Annotated in this window: 19 protein-coding genes; 8 read left to right on the top strand and 11 right to left on the bottom strand. The window is 30.8% G+C overall.

From position 1 onward, the window contains the following. Positions 1–15: 15 nt before the first annotated feature. Positions 16–465 carry a hypothetical protein gene (locus K9L97_02895; protein MCF7871958.1) on the top strand — a complete coding sequence of 150 codons (450 nt, stop codon included), beginning with the start codon at positions 16–18 and terminating at the stop codon, positions 463–465. Here K9L97_02895 and K9L97_02890 read toward each other — a convergent pair. From K9L97_02890 to K9L97_02870, 5 genes are all read right to left on the bottom strand, one after another. Beyond that, on the bottom strand, positions 457–987 hold the full coding sequence (locus K9L97_02890; GenBank protein MCF7871957.1) for an SET domain-containing protein-lysine N-methyltransferase: 531 nt from the start codon (positions 985–987) through the stop codon (positions 457–459). The two genes, K9L97_02895 and K9L97_02890, sit on opposite strands and share 9 nt — an antisense overlap. Positions 988–1,242: 255 nt before the next feature. Further along, positions 1,243–1,440, bottom strand: coding sequence for a hypothetical protein (locus K9L97_02885; protein ID MCF7871956.1), 198 nt, complete (start codon positions 1,438–1,440; stop codon positions 1,243–1,245). 4 nt (positions 1,441–1,444) lie between these two features. After that, positions 1,445–1,876 (bottom strand): DUF192 domain-containing protein, encoded by a 432-nt coding sequence (locus K9L97_02880; protein MCF7871955.1) that lies wholly within the window; start codon positions 1,874–1,876, stop codon positions 1,445–1,447. Between the two features lie 42 nt (positions 1,877–1,918). After that, positions 1,919–2,365, bottom strand: coding sequence for a multicopper oxidase domain-containing protein (locus K9L97_02875; GenBank protein MCF7871954.1), 447 nt, complete (start codon positions 2,363–2,365; stop codon positions 1,919–1,921). A gap of 20 nt (positions 2,366–2,385) precedes the next feature. Further along, positions 2,386–2,784 (bottom strand): DoxX family protein, encoded by a 399-nt coding sequence (locus K9L97_02870; GenBank protein ID MCF7871953.1) that lies wholly within the window; start codon positions 2,782–2,784, stop codon positions 2,386–2,388. A gap of 136 nt (positions 2,785–2,920) precedes the next feature. On the opposite strand from K9L97_02870, the gene K9L97_02865 reads away from it, so the two are divergent. Together K9L97_02865 and K9L97_02860 are read left to right on the top strand one after the other, a co-directional pair. Then, on the top strand, positions 2,921–3,793 hold the full coding sequence (locus K9L97_02865; protein ID MCF7871952.1) for a hypothetical protein: 873 nt from the start codon (positions 2,921–2,923) through the stop codon (positions 3,791–3,793). Between the two features lie 88 nt (positions 3,794–3,881). Beyond that, the gene (locus K9L97_02860; protein MCF7871951.1) at positions 3,882–4,433 is read left to right on the top strand and encodes a hypothetical protein; all 552 of its coding nucleotides are present in this window, start codon (positions 3,882–3,884) and stop codon (positions 4,431–4,433) included. A 157-nt stretch (positions 4,434–4,590) separates the two neighbouring features. Here K9L97_02860 and K9L97_02855 read toward each other — a convergent pair whose 3' ends face one another. After that, complete coding sequence (locus K9L97_02855; protein ID MCF7871950.1) at positions 4,591–5,331, bottom strand: hypothetical protein; 741 nt, start codon at positions 5,329–5,331, stop codon at positions 4,591–4,593. A 136-nt stretch (positions 5,332–5,467) separates the two neighbouring features. On the opposite strand from K9L97_02855, the gene K9L97_02850 reads away from it, so the two are divergent. Together K9L97_02850 and K9L97_02845 are read left to right on the top strand one after the other, a co-directional pair. Then, on the top strand, positions 5,468–5,707 hold the full coding sequence (locus K9L97_02850; GenBank protein MCF7871949.1) for an antitoxin VapB family protein: 240 nt from the start codon (positions 5,468–5,470) through the stop codon (positions 5,705–5,707). A 23-nt stretch (positions 5,708–5,730) separates the two neighbouring features. Next, positions 5,731–6,084 (top strand): type II toxin-antitoxin system VapC family toxin, encoded by a 354-nt coding sequence (locus K9L97_02845; GenBank protein ID MCF7871948.1) that lies wholly within the window; start codon positions 5,731–5,733, stop codon positions 6,082–6,084. Here the strand turns inward: K9L97_02845 and K9L97_02840 are convergent. Then, positions 5,980–6,345 carry a hypothetical protein gene (locus K9L97_02840; protein MCF7871947.1) on the bottom strand — a complete coding sequence of 122 codons (366 nt, stop codon included), beginning with the start codon at positions 6,343–6,345 and terminating at the stop codon, positions 5,980–5,982. The genes K9L97_02845 and K9L97_02840 overlap by 105 nt on opposite strands. A 10-nt stretch (positions 6,346–6,355) precedes the next feature. Between K9L97_02840 and K9L97_02835 the strand changes: the two genes are divergently transcribed. Beyond that, complete coding sequence (locus K9L97_02835; GenBank protein MCF7871946.1) at positions 6,356–6,568, top strand: hypothetical protein; 213 nt, start codon at positions 6,356–6,358, stop codon at positions 6,566–6,568. Here K9L97_02835 and K9L97_02830 read toward each other — a convergent pair. Together K9L97_02830 and K9L97_02825 are read right to left on the bottom strand one after the other, a co-directional pair. Further along, positions 6,565–6,885 carry a hypothetical protein gene (locus tag K9L97_02830; protein MCF7871945.1) on the bottom strand — a complete coding sequence of 107 codons (321 nt, stop codon included), beginning with the start codon at positions 6,883–6,885 and terminating at the stop codon, positions 6,565–6,567. The genes K9L97_02835 and K9L97_02830 overlap by 4 nt on opposite strands. Beyond that, positions 6,872–9,118 carry a DEAD/DEAH box helicase gene (locus K9L97_02825; GenBank protein MCF7871944.1) on the bottom strand — a complete coding sequence of 749 codons (2,247 nt, stop codon included), beginning with the start codon at positions 9,116–9,118 and terminating at the stop codon, positions 6,872–6,874. Before K9L97_02825 ends, K9L97_02830 begins: the two co-directional genes overlap by 14 nt. A 106-nt stretch (positions 9,119–9,224) precedes the next feature. Between K9L97_02825 and K9L97_02820 the strand changes: the two genes are divergently transcribed. Then, positions 9,225–9,854 carry a hypothetical protein gene (locus K9L97_02820; GenBank protein MCF7871943.1) on the top strand — a complete coding sequence of 210 codons (630 nt, stop codon included), beginning with the start codon at positions 9,225–9,227 and terminating at the stop codon, positions 9,852–9,854. A gap of 271 nt (positions 9,855–10,125) precedes the next feature. Continuing rightward, positions 10,126–12,063, top strand: coding sequence for a methyltransferase domain-containing protein (locus tag K9L97_02815; protein ID MCF7871942.1), 1,938 nt, complete (start codon positions 10,126–10,128; stop codon positions 12,061–12,063). 3 nt (positions 12,064–12,066) lie between these two features. Here the strand turns inward: K9L97_02815 and K9L97_02810 are convergent, their stop codons facing one another. Together K9L97_02810 and K9L97_02805 are read right to left on the bottom strand one after the other, a co-directional pair. Beyond that, positions 12,067–13,257: a hypothetical protein gene (locus K9L97_02810; protein MCF7871941.1), complete on the bottom strand. Its 1,191-nt coding sequence runs from the start codon at positions 13,255–13,257 to the stop codon at positions 12,067–12,069. Beyond that, the coding region (locus K9L97_02805) for a hypothetical protein (protein ID MCF7871940.1) at positions 13,258–14,245 on the bottom strand (988 nt) is incomplete at its 5' end.

Raw genomic sequence — 14,245 nt, 5'->3', positions numbered from 1 at the left:
GGTGTTTTTTTGAAGATGGTTGATGAAGAATTTAGTTGTGATTTGTATAAGTATTTTTCTTTTAGGGGTATGTATTTAGGTGTTGATGATAATAAATATTTTAGTGGTGAGTTTGACTTATTTTCTGATTTTAGTGTTTTTTCTATTTTTCAGCATGATTTTAATGGTTTGTTGGAAATTCCTTTAAAAGGTTTTTTTGATTCTAGAGTGGGTGTTAATGGGTTGTATTTGCATGATGATATTAATGATGATTCCGAGTTAGGTCTTTCTTTTTATTTGAAAGTTTCTAAGGGGTTGATCGGTAAGTTTTCTGGGTTTGCTTTTTTTAATGATGCAGATATTAATTATACTGGGTTGCTTAAGATTTTGTATTCTGAGAATAATTATTTAGGTGTTGTTAAAGATTTTAGTATTAAAGGGTCTGTTAGTGTACCTGTTTCTGGAACTATTGATAAATTATTTTGATTGTTTGTGTTTTTTTGTATTTGTTTTTTTGTTCTTTTTTTTAACCTTTTCTTTTATTTTTGACCAGTGTTTTTCTGCAACTATATATCCTATGCATTTTTTTGAACCACAGTTGCATGGATGATCTTCAAAGTTTTCTATATCGTATCCGTAGTTGTAGTGTATTTCTTCTCCTTTCTTTATTTTTTTTGTGGAGATTATCCATATGTGTCCATTTTCATTTATTGTTTCTGCATTTGTTTCGCAAGCATGGTTTATGTATTTGGCAGTGTTCCAAGGCACATTTCCATCTATGTCATGAGTCTTATTTAATTCAAATATATATACTGCACCGTTTTCTTTTTTATTTTTTTCATGTTTTTTTATTTGGTTTGTTGCTCTTTTGTCTGATTCTTTTTTTGTTATTTTTTCTCCTAAATATTCTATTATTTTTGTGTTTTTTGGAATGTCTTTTATTGCATATACTCCTGTGCCGTGCACTTTTGATTTTTTAATTTTTATCCATTCGTTTGTTGTATTCATGCTATTTGACTTGGTTTTTGTTTGTTTTAAAAAGCTTGTGTTTATTTTTAGTTGGCGTTAGGGCGCATTTTAATTGTGTGTTAAGTTTTAGTACGTATTCATTTTTTGTGTTGAGTGGTTAAGAATTCACGTCTTTTGTATGTTGTTGTGGTTTGTTTTTTTTAGAAAATTTGATTTTTGAGTGTGTAATCGTCGATTTTGAAGAATTTTCTTTATGTTCCTTTTTTTGATGCATACTTTGTTCTTCTTGTTTTTTTATGATTTGTAGTATGTCGCGGCTTTTTTGTATTTGTTGTTTATTTTTATGAATATGTATTCTTTTTTTTCTTTTTGTGGTTTTGCATGTATTGTGTTGTGTGTTTTTTTGATTATTTCGTATTTTTTGATTATTTCATCTATTGTTAAGTATGTTTCTTGTTTTGCTTCTTTTATTTTTTCTTTTATGTCTATCATGTTCTTAGTTTATGTTTTTTAATATTACTTTGTTTCCTTCTTCAAATTTGTAGTTTTTTGATATGCCTTGGTTTATTTCTAGCACGTATAGTGCTTTTTTATTGGGATTATATATTTGACAGGGATCATTTTTACAAGGTATTGCTTCTTCTATGTGGGCTATTTCTTGATTTGAATTTATCCAAATTATATCTAACGGTATTATTGTGTTTTTCATCCAGAACGGATAATTGTCTGGTCTATCGAAAATAAATAGCATTCCTTTGTTTGATTCCATGTATTCTTTGTGCATTAGACCTATTTCTCTTGTTTGTTGCGTTTTTGATATTTCTATTTCAAAGCAGTGTTCTTTTATGCATGCGGTTGGTTGTTTTGTGCAGCTAGACATAATTATTGTTATTAGAAGAAGCAAAATCCATATTAATTTTTTATTCATTTATTTTATAAATAAAAAAGACAATAAAAATGTTTGGTATTTTTACTGTACTATTAAATTTCCGAACATTCCTTGAGCTCTGTGGCTTCCCACGCTACAATAGTATTCATATGTTCCTTTTTTATCAGCTATGAATGTTATTGTTGTCATTCCATCTTCAGGTCTGACTTTTTCTGTTGCCGCATTAAATTCATCTACAACCCAGTCATGAAACCCTTCTTGGCTTTCAAATTCTATTGTTACTAAGTCTCCTTCGTTAACCATTATATCTGGTGCTTGTTCATTGTTCATTACGAATGCATAATTTATCCCGTTTAAATGGAATTTTTTTGATTTTGTTGTTTCTGTGTTTGTATTTTTTGATTCTTGCAGGGTTTTATTAGAAATGTCTATGTTTACTTGCGCTTGTTGTGTTTGTTCTTGCGGGCTACTTGTTTTTGCACTTTGGTTGCACGCAACAAGCGTAATTGTCGCAATTAAAAGCAGCATTATTAACGTTGTTTTTTTGTTCATGTTTTTTGCCTCCATTTGTTTTTGTATGTATCTAAAGACCATTTATCTGGTCCATATAGAAATATTGCAATTGTTGCTAATGTAAGTCCCATATCTCTTATCATTATATCATTATATCCCAAACTTATAGATATTATTAATAAATGCGCTGATAGTAAAATGGAGACAGGTCTTGTGAATATACCTATTATTAGTGCTGCGCCCAGTAGAATTTCTATGAGCCCATTAATTATTACATATATTTCTGGATTGTTAGTTGATAGTATGAACTCTGGCAGATAGCCCATAAAATTTTTTGCATCTAGTACTTGATTTATTCCAAACCATAAAAACATTAATGAGATGCTTATTCTTAGGGTTATTGGAGCATAATCTTTTATGTTTTGTTTATACATATTTTTGTTCGATTTTTTCTTCTTTTTAAATTATATGAATTATTAGTTGTTTTTTGTATTTGGAGAATTTACTTTTTTTGCAAGTTTTTCTTTTTTTTTAGCAAGCTTTATTAGTTGTTTTTGTTTTCTTTTTTTTATGGTTAAGTTTGGTGCTGAAAAGTTGAGCTTTTTGAAAAATAATTTAGAACTTGGCAATTCTATTGGTGAATGGGCTAAATATTTTGGCGTTTCTAACGTTACTTTAAGAATGCATCTTAGACGTGAAGGTTTATTAGATGAAGTTAAGCGTATTAGAGCAGAAAAAATTAAAATTAGCAATAATGTTCATAAAGAAATGAATTTTCTAAGAGGTTCCATTGCGGGGCTTGTTAAAGATTTTGCGTTGTCTAAGGTTTCTTCTGAGTTTGTTTGGGCTTATGAGAAAGCTTTTGATTATGAGTCTATGAATACTAAGAAAGGATTGGATTTTGATTCTTCGTTTAAAATTTATCAGTTATATAAGGAGCTTTCCGATGCTAATATTAAAAAGTCTTTTTCTTTTATTGCTAGAAGTGTTGGTGTTAATGCGATGACTGCTTGCAGAGTGCTTGAATTTGGAGGTCTTTCTTCTTTTTTTAGGAGTGTTGATAAAAAGTCAAGGAACATATACTCTGATAGGATAAATAATGTTTTGGTTAAAGGTGATTTTTCTGTTTTTGATGTTGCCTCTTTTTTAGATTTATCTCTTTCTTCGGTTTACAATAATGTCAATAAAGATGTTGTTAGTAGTTTTCCTAGTCGCAGGGATGTTTATTTTTATGATGGAAAGTCTCTTTCTTTTTATGAGTTAAGCGAGGTGTATTTTGGTTTTGATAATGGTTTTTCTAAGGATGAGTTGTCTTTTGTTCTTGATTTGTCTAGTTTTTTTGTTAGTTATGGTTTAAATAATAGAGATAAGTTTGAACCTGTTTTAGTTGATAATTTGCGTGTTTTATTTCCTGACAAGGTTATAAGCAAGCCATATATTTAGTTTTTTTCGGTTTTTTATTTGTTTTCTTGAATTTCTTCCGGTCTTTTTTTAGTAAGTTATTATAATTTGTTTTGTTTTTGCTTTTTTTATGTTAGAAAAAAAGATTTTTGATTGTCGTTTCGCAAAGTTAGAGGTTGGTTATGATCCTTCTTTTGTGAAAGAGGGTTCTTTGCTTAAATTTGGGTATTTGTCTGATTATGTTCGTGGGTTTGCCATTGATAAAATTCCTGGTCATTCTAATATTTTAAAGAATCGTTTATATTCTGTCACTTTTTATCCTAATACTAAAAGCAAGGTTTATGGTCTTTTGGATGATTTGGTTTTTGAGAGTGTTAAGTTTTTTTGGGATGCTGCCAAGATTTATAAATCTTTTAATGAACATTATTTTTTGAAAACTGTTTTAGATTCTGATTTAAATGGTTTGCAAAATAGGTTTGGGCGTTTTGCTAAAAAGTTTAAAAGAGTTTTAGATTATTTCGGAGAGGACGATATTAAGTTTTTGAGTTTGTATGTTGATGATTTTTTAGTTGCTGATTTAGAAAATGGAGATTTGTACGAATTTGATGGTGAGCGTTTGGATTATTCTGATTTTGTTTTTGCGCATGGACGTAAGATTTATGAGTTTCTTAACGATGTTTAGGTCTTTGTTGCTTGATGTTGTGAGGTTTTTAATACGAATTTTTTTATGTTTGTTGTATTCATTTTTTAAGTTTGAAGGTGCGCAGTCTGTTCTTTTTGTGCATTTTTCCCTAGATATCTCTTTGTGTTTTTAAGTAGGCAACGAGTCATGATTTTCATTATTCTATGCTTTTTGATATTGCGAATTTGAAATATGGTTCTGTTTTTATGAGTTGCTTGAATTCTTTGTCTATTTTTTGTTGGTATGTTCCTTCAGCAGTGATTGCGAGTCCTTTTCCTAAGTTATAGCTTATGTTGGCGCTTATATCAAAGTGTGTTATTCCTGAATTGTTTGAGAAATATTTGTTGTTAAATGCTGTTGATGTTTTTGCAGTTGATGTTATGTTGTTTGTTATGTTTGTTGTTTTTGATATTGTCGAGTTTATTAAGACGCCGTTTGTTTTTTGTCCGTTTAGGATTTTTTCTATTCTTATGTTTATATCAAAAGGCATTGTGTTTCCTGTGTATGTTGTTTCTAGGGCTATTGCTTTTTCGTCTTTTAGATTTGAGTTTGGAAATGTGTACATCGCTATTGAGGGGCTTATTGTTATGTTGTCTTTTTGTCCTAGTTCATATTGTTTTGTTAGTTTTAGTGTGTGGTCTATTTCATCTGTTCTTCCATTTTTTAGATCAAAATTTGTCCAGTTTGCATACGTTATCGGTCCTTTTGTTATTTCTATGTATGGTTGCATCATGGCTTTGTCTTTTCCTGTTTTTTCATCAACAAAGTTCATCCCATAGAACATATTTTTGTTTATTATTTTTTTTTCTAAATATGCTGTTAGATCTTGCGCTTTTGTTGTGGTTGTTATTCCTAAACCCAGGATTGTTAGTATTATTGCAGTTAGTTTAGTTTTCATGTTTTTAGGTTTTTATTATTAATATATAAAACTTTCGTTTATTTACTACTTTTAAGTGGTCATTTGATTATTTTCTATATTGAAAATAATTTGTTATTCATAATATTTATATAAGTGTACACATACACATATGTTTATGACGACAAAGACCATAACTATAATGGAAGATGCTTATGAATTATTGAGAAAAGCAAAAAAAGATGATGAATCTTTTTCAGATGTTATTAGAAGAATTGCCAATAAAGAAACTAATATTGAAAAGTTCTTTGGTGTTTGGAGTGATGAATTCGCAGATTTAGTAGAAAAAAGCATTCTCGAACTAAGAGAAAGAAATAAAGAAAGAGAAAAATGGAGGGATGAACAATTTACTGCTTAGATTCGACTTTTATAATTGATTATATGAAAGGTAAGGAAGAACCAAAAAAGCTTCTTAAGAAAATAGGCAAAGCAGTTTTGTACATTTCTGAAATTAATGTTTTTGAAATAGGCGCAGGTATTATGATGCATGGCTCAAAAAAAGAATTTAATGTATTTATTGATTTTTTAGAAAACATAGAGTTGATTCCTGCCACTACAAATTTTGCACTTGATGCCGCGGTTCTTTCTGGAATTTTGAAGAAAAAAGGCATAAAAATAGGGAGCATGGACTTATTGATTGTCGGAATGATGCAAAACTTTGGAATTAATAAGATTATTACTAGGAACAAGAAGCATTTTGAAAATATCCCTGGTATAGAAGTTATTAGTTATTAGGATTTTTTTTGAATCCACCATGGTGGAAGTATGTTTTATTTTTTCTTTTTTGCAGTATTCTGTTATTTCTTTTTCTATTTGATCCCATTTTTCTTTGGTTAGGGAGTTGTAGATTTTTGTTAGTTCGGGGTGGTTTTCTTTTAGGTATTTATTGATTGCTCTTTGATTGTTTGGTCTGATGTTTATGTTTTCAAATAAGTATTCATCTGTGAATTCTTTTGTTTCTTTTATTATTTTTTTGAAGTCTGTTAGGCCTGGCATGAATGGTGATATGAAAAGAAAGTTTGGTATTTTGTTTTGTTTTAGTTGTTTTAGTGCTTCTATTCTTATTTTGGGTGTTGATGCAAAGGGTTCTATGTGTCTGGAGTCTTTTTCATCTAGTATGGATAGGCTTATTCCTACTTTTATGTTGGGTATTTGTTTGAATAATTTGATGTCTCTTTTTACGAGTCCTGATTTTGTGAGTATTTCTATTTTTACTTAGGTGTTTTTGAATTTTTCTAGAATTGTTCTTGTTCTTTTGTATTTTGCTTCTATTCCTTGGTATGGGTCTGTGACGCTTGAGAATAGTAATATTTTTTTATTGTATTTTTCGAGGTTTATGCTGTCTACATCAAATTTTTTGACGTCGATAAATGAGCCCCATTTTTCATTGTTGTGGTTTGTGAATCTTTTCATGAAGTCTGCGTAGCAATAGATGCATGCGTGAGAGCATCCTGTGTAGGGATTTATGACGAAGTCTGTGTTTGGTAAGTTGCTTTTTGTTATTATTGTTTTGGCGTTGATTTCAGTTATTTTCATATTCTTTATCCATGAGCTCTTTGATTCTTTTTGCTTTGATTTTTCCTATGAGTTCTACTTCTTGTAATTCTTCTATTTTTGCATTTGCAATGTTTTTTATTGTTTTAAATTGTTTTAGTAGTGCGGGTGCAAGTCTTGGTCCGATGTCTGGTATGCTTGAAATTATATATTCTTGTATTTCTTTATCATTCATAGGTTTGGTTGTGTGCATCTGCCAGTCTTTTTGATCTGTGGTTTGTTCTCTTTTTGCTATTTGTCTTAGTAGTGCAGCGGTGTCTTTTGCATTTTTTGTTTGTATTATTGGTATTCTCAGGCCTATTGTTATTGCTGCCAGCATTCCTCTTATCGCGTTTGGATGTATTCTTCTTTGACTGTATATGTCTTCTGTTCCTTCTATGATTATTAGTGGTTTGAAGAATTGTTTGAGTTCTTTTGCTTGGCTTAGTAATCGTCCATCAATGATGCTGTCTACAAAGTCTTTTACTGTTTTGTATTCTACTATTACGTGCTCTGACAGTTGATAATCTCCTATTTGTAGGCCTTCTAGGTTTAAATTTACTTTTAGTTCTAGCAGCTCTTTCATGACTTGAGAGCCTTTTTCTCTGTAGTCTGTTTTTATTGTGATTTCTTCTTCGCTTGTGTATTCGTTTAGTTGTTTGTTGTTTTGTGTTATGAATCCTGGATTATGCGTTTTATATGTTTGTTTTTGTTGTGTGTTTTTTTCGTGGAGTGTGTTTTTTATATTTTTTAGGGCTTTGTACATTCTTTTTTCTTTGTGATGTGCTGCCCATTTGTATCCTTCATCTCTTGTTCCCTTTGTCAGTAGCGTTATGACTTTTCCTTCTTTTTGTCTTCCTGTTCTTCCTCTTCTTTGTACTGTGCGTATTGCAGAAGGTATGGGTTCGTAAAATATTACTAAGTCTACTTCAGGGATATCCAATCCTTCCTCTCCCACGCTAGTTGCTATTAAGCAGTTGAATTTGTCTTTTGTAAAGTCTTCTAGCATTTGTTTTTGTTGTTTTTGACTTAAGCCAGTATCTTTTTTTTTGGCTTGTCCTACAAATATTTCAGAGGTTATTTTTTCTTCGTTTAAGATCTGTTTTATTTTTGTTGCAGAATCTCTATATTGTGTGAATATTATTATTTTGCTTTTTTTATCATTCCATATTTGCAGTTTTGTTTCTTCTTTTAGTTTATCCAGTTTTGGGTGTCTGTGTCCTTGTTCTAGGAGTTTTTCTGTTAGTATTTTCGCGGATCTAAAGTTTATGTCTCTTACTAAGTTTTTAACCGCTTTTACTTTTCCTGTGTTTGCTTGTTTTTCTAGGTCTGTTAGGTATGTATATAGTGGTTGAATGTCTTGTGTTTCTAGTAGTTCTAGTGCGTGTTCTATTTTTAGTGCTTCAGCTATTAAAGATATTGTTTTTAGTATTTCGTATTCTTTTTCTCCGCTCGCTATTTTTCCTTGCAGCGCTCCTATTACTTTTAGGAGGGTGGTTTTGTTGTAGTTTGTGGTTGCTCCGTGTAAGTAGCCTAGGTTTATTGCTTCGTTTATTTTGCTTTCGTGTGCATTTTTTAGGAATTTGTGTATTCTTAGCATTTCTTCTGTCAGTTCTACGTTTATTGTTTGTTGTCTCATTTCTTGTATGTATTCTTTTACGTCGGGGTCCTCGTTGCTTCTGTATTCTATTTCTTCTATGAATAAATTTTTGCAGACTTCTAAGATTTTTTCTTGATCACTTCCAGGACTCGCGGTTAATGCGAGTATTCGTTCATGTTTTGCTTTTTCATGATATTTTTTGCTTAAAAAAACGTAAGCATAGTCTTTTACGGCGCGATGAGCCTCGTCAAAAATCAACAAAGATACTTCTTCAAGTTTTATTCTTCTTGAAATTATATCGTTTTCTAGTCCTTGAGGTGTGCTTATTATTATTTGGTTTTGTTCAAATAGTTCTTTTCTTTTTTCTGGTTTTATTGTTCCTGTGAATAATACTATTTTTTCTTCTAGTTTAGGGAAGAATTTTTTAAGAGTTTTTTCGTGTTGTTGTGCCAAGGGTTTTGTTGGTGCTAGAAAAAGCATTTTGGAGTCTGGATAGTTGTCTATTCTTTGTGTCATTAACATTGCAGCTATTGCTGTTTTTCCTAGTCCTGTCGGGAGTACTGCGAGTGTGTTTGCTTTTACTGCTGTGTTAAGTATTGTTTCTTGATATAGTCTTGGAGTTAATCCGTTTAGCATGTTTTAAAGGTAATTGTTGCTTTTTTAAATAATCTGTGGGAATGTCCAGTGAATAAGTTGATCATTTTAAAGTGACAATATTTATAAATTTTGTTTGCTTTCTTTTATGATGGATTTGGAAAATGTGCATGAAAAATTTGAAAGTTTGTATTTACCGGTATTAAAACAAGAAGAGTTTAGTGGTTATTTGAGAATGCATGAGGTTGTGCAGATTTATGATTCTTTGTTTAAAAAACAAGTTTCTTTTTTGCATGCTAAGTCTATTAGAGCAGGTTTTTTAGAAGAACCAAATGGAACAGTTATAGACTTTATGTTGCTTGGAAACACCTGTCCAGAAAACAAATATGCGACGAGGTGTTCTCATAGTAACCCAATTTCTGATATTGGAACATTTTTTGAAAACATTGAAATAAATAATTTATTGGAGACGATCGATAAACTAAAAAAATTAGGTTCAGATTCTTTCAAATGGGACTTAGCAGATTTTGTGAGAAAGACTAATTCTTTATTTGTTCCTTTTGATAATATAAAAGACTCATTTATAGATTACGCAATAATTCAAAGTGGTCCGAGATCTCTTCCACTTATATCTTTTTATGTGCCATTTATTTCTGAAGTCAAATTGACCCTGAATAAAAAATCTAGGGGCTTATATGAGGTTGAATTTAGGGGGCAATCAGAACGAACAGTAGATAATTTAAGCTATAAGTTTAGCAAAAGTTTAGAAAATTTATAATTTTTTGTTTAATGACTTTTTTAAAAGAATGTGCTGTGTGATTTCTTTTTGTTGTTCTAAAAAATATTATGTTTCTGTGCATTTGGAGCAGAGATACACAGTTGATACTTTTCGTGTCTTAGTGTGTTTAGTGTGCTTTTTTTGTTTCTAAGCAGTTTAGAGCATTGATTTTTATGTTCAGGATTGAATATCTGTGTCATAAGTTTTGTTTTGGACTTATTATCTATATTGAAATTAATTATTGTTTTTTTGTGTTCGAAAATAATATATAATGCTGGTCATTCTTTCTTGTATGCTTTTGTCTAAGACGTTAAAATTTTATAAAAGAAGGGAGGTTCAGAGACTTTTAGTTCACTATTCTAAGAATAGGGAGGTTGCTATTCGTTTTGAAGATTATTTTGGTAAAAGGCCAGATACTTTAATGTATGAGGCAGATGTTTTAGAGCTTGCTAAAAAAAAAGCTAGTAGTTTTCATTGTTCTGAGGAATTGTGGAGCAATCCCTTGCAGATTAACAGTTCTATGAAAAAGCAAGATCTTGATGCGTTAAGAGTTGGTTGGGATCTTATTTTGGATATTGATTGTCATCATTTTGTTTACAGTAAAATTGCAACTCATTTGTTAATTAAGATTTTAAAGGACCAAGGAATCAGTTGCGCAACTTGTAAGTTTTCAGGTAATAAAGGGTTTCATATTGGGGTTCCTTTCGAAGCTTTTCCTGATGAGTTCAACGGCAAGCTTGTTAAGGATTTGTTTCCTGAGGCGCCTAGAAAGATTGCTTTTTATCTTAGGGATAAGCTTAGGCCTTTGTTTGAGAAAGCTATTTTGAAGTATGAGAAGAACGATATTAATAATATTGTGCGCAGAACAGGTATTGCTTATGATAAGTTAGTTGTTCAAAAAGATGAACGTGCTGTTATTGACGATTCTTCTGTTTCTGATAAGTTGATGGTTGATGAGTTTTTAGAGATTGATACTGTTTTGATTGCTTCTAGACATTTGTATAGGATGCCTTTTTCTTTGCATGAAAAATCTGAACTTGTCAGTGTTCCTGTTAATGTTGATAAAATTTTGAAATTTAGGAAATCTGATGCGGAGATTGATTGTGTTTCTTTTGATATTCCTTTTTTAGATAGGTCTGTTGCTGTTTCTGGTGAAGCTGGTCGTTTGTTTGTTAATGCTTATGATTTTAATTTTGATGAGTCAAAAATCAGCGATTCCCTTGGTAAAAAAGAATTTAAGTTGCCAGAAGAAGCTATTCGTGAGGAGTTGTTTCCTCCTTGTATAAAGAATGCTTTTTTAGGAGTTAAAGATGGCAAAAAGCGTTTGTTGTTTACTCTTGTTAATTTTTTGAGAGGTTGTGGCTGGGACTATGACGCTATTGATAAACGTTTGAATGATTGGAACAAATTAAATGCTGAGCCTTTGCGTCAAGTTTATTTGAATGGTCAGTTAAGGCAGTTAAAGAAAAACAAAGGCGTTGTTCCGCCTCATAATTGCAAGCGTTATTATCAAGATTTGCAAGTTTGTACTCCTGATTCTTTTTGTTCTAAAATAAAAAATCCTTTGCAGTATTCTAAGTTGAAATTTGATTTGGATAGGAGTTCTAAGGGCAAATCTTCTTTGACTAAGGATCAATTGGAGGCTAGAAATAAGGATAAAATTATCGCGGATTTTTTGCTTGAAAATTTTAAAAAATATGTTGTTTTATCTAAGTGTTCTTTGTTAGATGTTGGTTGTGGAGATGGTAAAAAATCTAGGTATTTATCTAACAAGTTGAATTCTTATGTCGGTTTAGAACTTGATGCTAATAGGGTTAAGCAAGCAAAGTCTATTGTTAAGAAAAAAAATGTTTCTTTTGCTAATTGCGATTTTTTTGATTTTGTTCCTGATAATAAATTCTCTTGTGTTTCTTTTATTTTTTCTTGGCATTATTTTAAAGATTTTTCTTCGGTTTTAAAAAAGCTAAATTCTGTATTGGCTAAGGAGGGGTTTGTTTTTATTTTAGAAGCCTCTGAATCTACTAGTTCTTGGAAGTCTTCAATTCTTAGAAAAAATTCTAAGGATTTTGATGAAGCTATTTTTAGTGATAAGATTGCATCAATCAATGTTGGCGTTGAACATATTTTAAATCAAAATGTTTTTGAGATTGTTAGCTTTATAAAAAACGTTCTTGATGGTTTTTCTTTGTTTATTTTGAAAAAGAAATGAGGTTTATTTCTTTTTTCTTAGTATAATATAAAATAATGCTGCGTTTATTATTATTATTACCAAAATTATTAATAGTGCTAATAAACTTTCTGTCGAAGTCGATGTTTTTTCATTCGACGTATTTTCCGTTATTTTCCCTGTAAGTCCATTTATCTCTATGCTTTCTTGTTTGAATATTGTTTTGTATATTTCTGTGTTTTCGCTGTTTGCGTAGTGGATGTTTATTAAAAGCTCATAGCTTCCTTCGATATAATTTTCCGTTTCTAAATAGAATTCTAAAATTTTCTTTTGTTGTGCTTCAAAATTTTGTGTAATTGTTTTTTGTTCTTGCAAGGTTTTGCTATCTTTTAATAGGAGTATTTCGGCATATACATTTTCTATTTTTTTATTCCATTGATTTTCAAGTATTAATTTGAATTTGTTTATGTTTCCCAGTTTAAATTCATCATATTGTATGTCTTCTACTGTTATTTTAGGTTCTCCTACATTTATTGTTCTCTGGTCTTTTGTTTGTTGAGCATTTTCACAGTTTATTGTTGCTTCTATTATGTAATTTCCGTTGTTTATTTTCGGGGTCCATGCTAAGTGATATGTTTCTGTAATTCCGCTCATTATGTTTTTAGGTGTGTGCGTAAGAATATTTATTGTGTCTTGCAGAGGATTTTTTATTGTTATTATTGCTTCGCATTCTTTTGCTTCTGAACTTCCTGTGTTTGTTGCCTCTATAGCAAAATGATTTGCTTTGTTTTTTTCAAAGTTTGGAGCTATTAATCTTGTTTTTATATTAGGTCCTTTAGCAGGATTTATTATTGTTAGTTTTGAGGCTATTCCTATATTTGCTCCTAAAGTTGTTGTAGTTGTATCTTTTTCTTTTATGATTATTCTGTTTGTGTATTCTCCGCCCATTATTTTTTCTTCAGGGGTTATTGTTATTATTATGTCTTGATATTCTTGGTCTGTTTTTAGTTCGAATTCTTGTGGTTGAATTTTTATGATATTTTTTAGTTCTCCTGTTGCTTCTACAACATAATTTTTGTTTATATTTTCTTTGTTAAATATTCTTATGGTGTATTCTACAGATTCTTTTCCTATTATTATTTCTTTTGTTGCGGGTGCTATGCTTAGTGCTGTTACATTTGTTGTTAATATTATTAGAAGCATCATTATTGTTAATGTTGTTTTTTTATTATTCATTTATGATGCCTCCCAATAGAAGTTTATTGTTGATTGTTTTGAACCGGGTGGCTCATAATCGGGTCCTTTTATGTATATGTCTATGCTGGCGTTGTTTTTGTTTGTCGAATAATTTAAATAAGTTATTAGGTCGGGTATGCTTTCATTTACGTTCAGCCAATTTATTAGAGATCCAGATTCATTATAGTTTCCCGTGCTTTCGTTTCTTGCCTTTATTTTCCAGTATTCGGTTCCTAGACTTTCTGTTGTCCACAAAGATTGTGTTGGCGTTGTGTTATACAAATCTATGTATGTGTTGCTGTTGCTTATGAACTGGAATGGTTCTGGGTTGTTATCTGTTGTGTTATCTGATTCTTTCGGATTTAATGTTCCAAAACTAACATTGTCTTGAACTATTAGTATATCTACGTTTGTTACTAATGTGAAATTAGTTGTGTTGCTCCAGTTGCTATATAATGAACCATCATAGGCTCTGACTTTCCAATAATATGTGTCAAAATCAAGTTCTGTCGGTTGAGTGTGGTTATTGTTTGAAATGTTTGTTTGGTTTAATATTATGACTGTGAATGTTTCGTCTGTGGAGATTTCTAAGTCATACGTTAGATTGTCATCTTGTTCGTCCGTGCTTTCTGTCCAGTTGTACGTTGGTGTTCTGTTTATGAAAAATATATCGCCATCATCAGGATAGTCAGGTATTGGAATTGTTGGCGGTGTGTTGCTTTGTTGTATTGTTGTTGTTGTGCTGTTTGTCCATTCTCCAACCAAGCCATTTATATCTGTTGCTTGGCAACTGAATATCCATTCATCTTCAGGGTTTAAGTATTCGTTTGTTATGTTGTCTAGGTTTATTTGTATTCCTTGTTCGTATGTTGTTTCTATTGCCCAGAACATTGCTTCTTCGTATATGTATCCTGATTGTGTTGTGTTTGTTGTTCTTATTTCTTCCCAATTAGTTCCATTGTAGCAATACCAAGAGTCAGATTGTTCT

The organism is Candidatus Woesearchaeota archaeon (assembly GCA_021735165.1).
Classification (GTDB): Archaea; Nanobdellota; Nanobdellia; order Woesearchaeales; family 21-14-0-10-32-9; genus JAIPET01.
Note: the sequence above shows the minus strand (reverse complement) of the source record. Positions and strands in the feature narration are given on the sequence as shown.

Coding starts and splice junctions, on each gene's coding strand:
- K9L97_02880 (MCF7871955.1), bottom strand. CDS start 1,876: ATGAATAAAAAATTAATATGGATTTTGCTTCTTCTAATAACAATAATT.
- K9L97_02820 (MCF7871943.1), top strand. CDS start 9,225: ATGATGGATTTGGAAAATGTGCATGAAAAATTTGAAAGTTTGTATTTA.
- K9L97_02885 (MCF7871956.1), bottom strand. CDS start 1,440: ATGATAGACATAAAAGAAAAAATAAAAGAAGCAAAACAAGAAACATAC.
- K9L97_02815 (MCF7871942.1), top strand. CDS start 10,126: ATGCTGGTCATTCTTTCTTGTATGCTTTTGTCTAAGACGTTAAAATTT.
- K9L97_02870 (MCF7871953.1), bottom strand. CDS start 2,784: ATGTATAAACAAAACATAAAAGATTATGCTCCAATAACCCTAAGAATA.
- K9L97_02895 (MCF7871958.1), top strand. CDS start 16: ATGGTTGATGAAGAATTTAGTTGTGATTTGTATAAGTATTTTTCTTTT.
- K9L97_02825 (MCF7871944.1), bottom strand. CDS start 9,118: ATGCTAAACGGATTAACTCCAAGACTATATCAAGAAACAATACTTAAC.
- K9L97_02865 (MCF7871952.1), top strand. CDS start 2,921: ATGGTTAAGTTTGGTGCTGAAAAGTTGAGCTTTTTGAAAAATAATTTA.
- K9L97_02830 (MCF7871945.1), bottom strand. CDS start 6,885: ATGAAAATAACTGAAATCAACGCCAAAACAATAATAACAAAAAGCAAC.
- K9L97_02850 (MCF7871949.1), top strand. CDS start 5,468: ATGACGACAAAGACCATAACTATAATGGAAGATGCTTATGAATTATTG.
- K9L97_02840 (MCF7871947.1), bottom strand. CDS start 6,345: ATGCCAGGCCTAACAGACTTCAAAAAAATAATAAAAGAAACAAAAGAA.
- K9L97_02860 (MCF7871951.1), top strand. CDS start 3,882: ATGTTAGAAAAAAAGATTTTTGATTGTCGTTTCGCAAAGTTAGAGGTT.
- K9L97_02810 (MCF7871941.1), bottom strand. CDS start 13,257: ATGAATAATAAAAAAACAACATTAACAATAATGATGCTTCTAATAATA.
- K9L97_02890 (MCF7871957.1), bottom strand. CDS start 987: ATGAATACAACAAACGAATGGATAAAAATTAAAAAATCAAAAGTGCAC.
- K9L97_02835 (MCF7871946.1), top strand. CDS start 6,356: ATGAAAAGAAAGTTTGGTATTTTGTTTTGTTTTAGTTGTTTTAGTGCT.
- K9L97_02845 (MCF7871948.1), top strand. CDS start 5,731: ATGAAAGGTAAGGAAGAACCAAAAAAGCTTCTTAAGAAAATAGGCAAA.
- K9L97_02855 (MCF7871950.1), bottom strand. CDS start 5,331: ATGAAAACTAAACTAACTGCAATAATACTAACAATCCTGGGTTTAGGA.
- K9L97_02875 (MCF7871954.1), bottom strand. CDS start 2,365: ATGCTGCTTTTAATTGCGACAATTACGCTTGTTGCGTGCAACCAAAGT.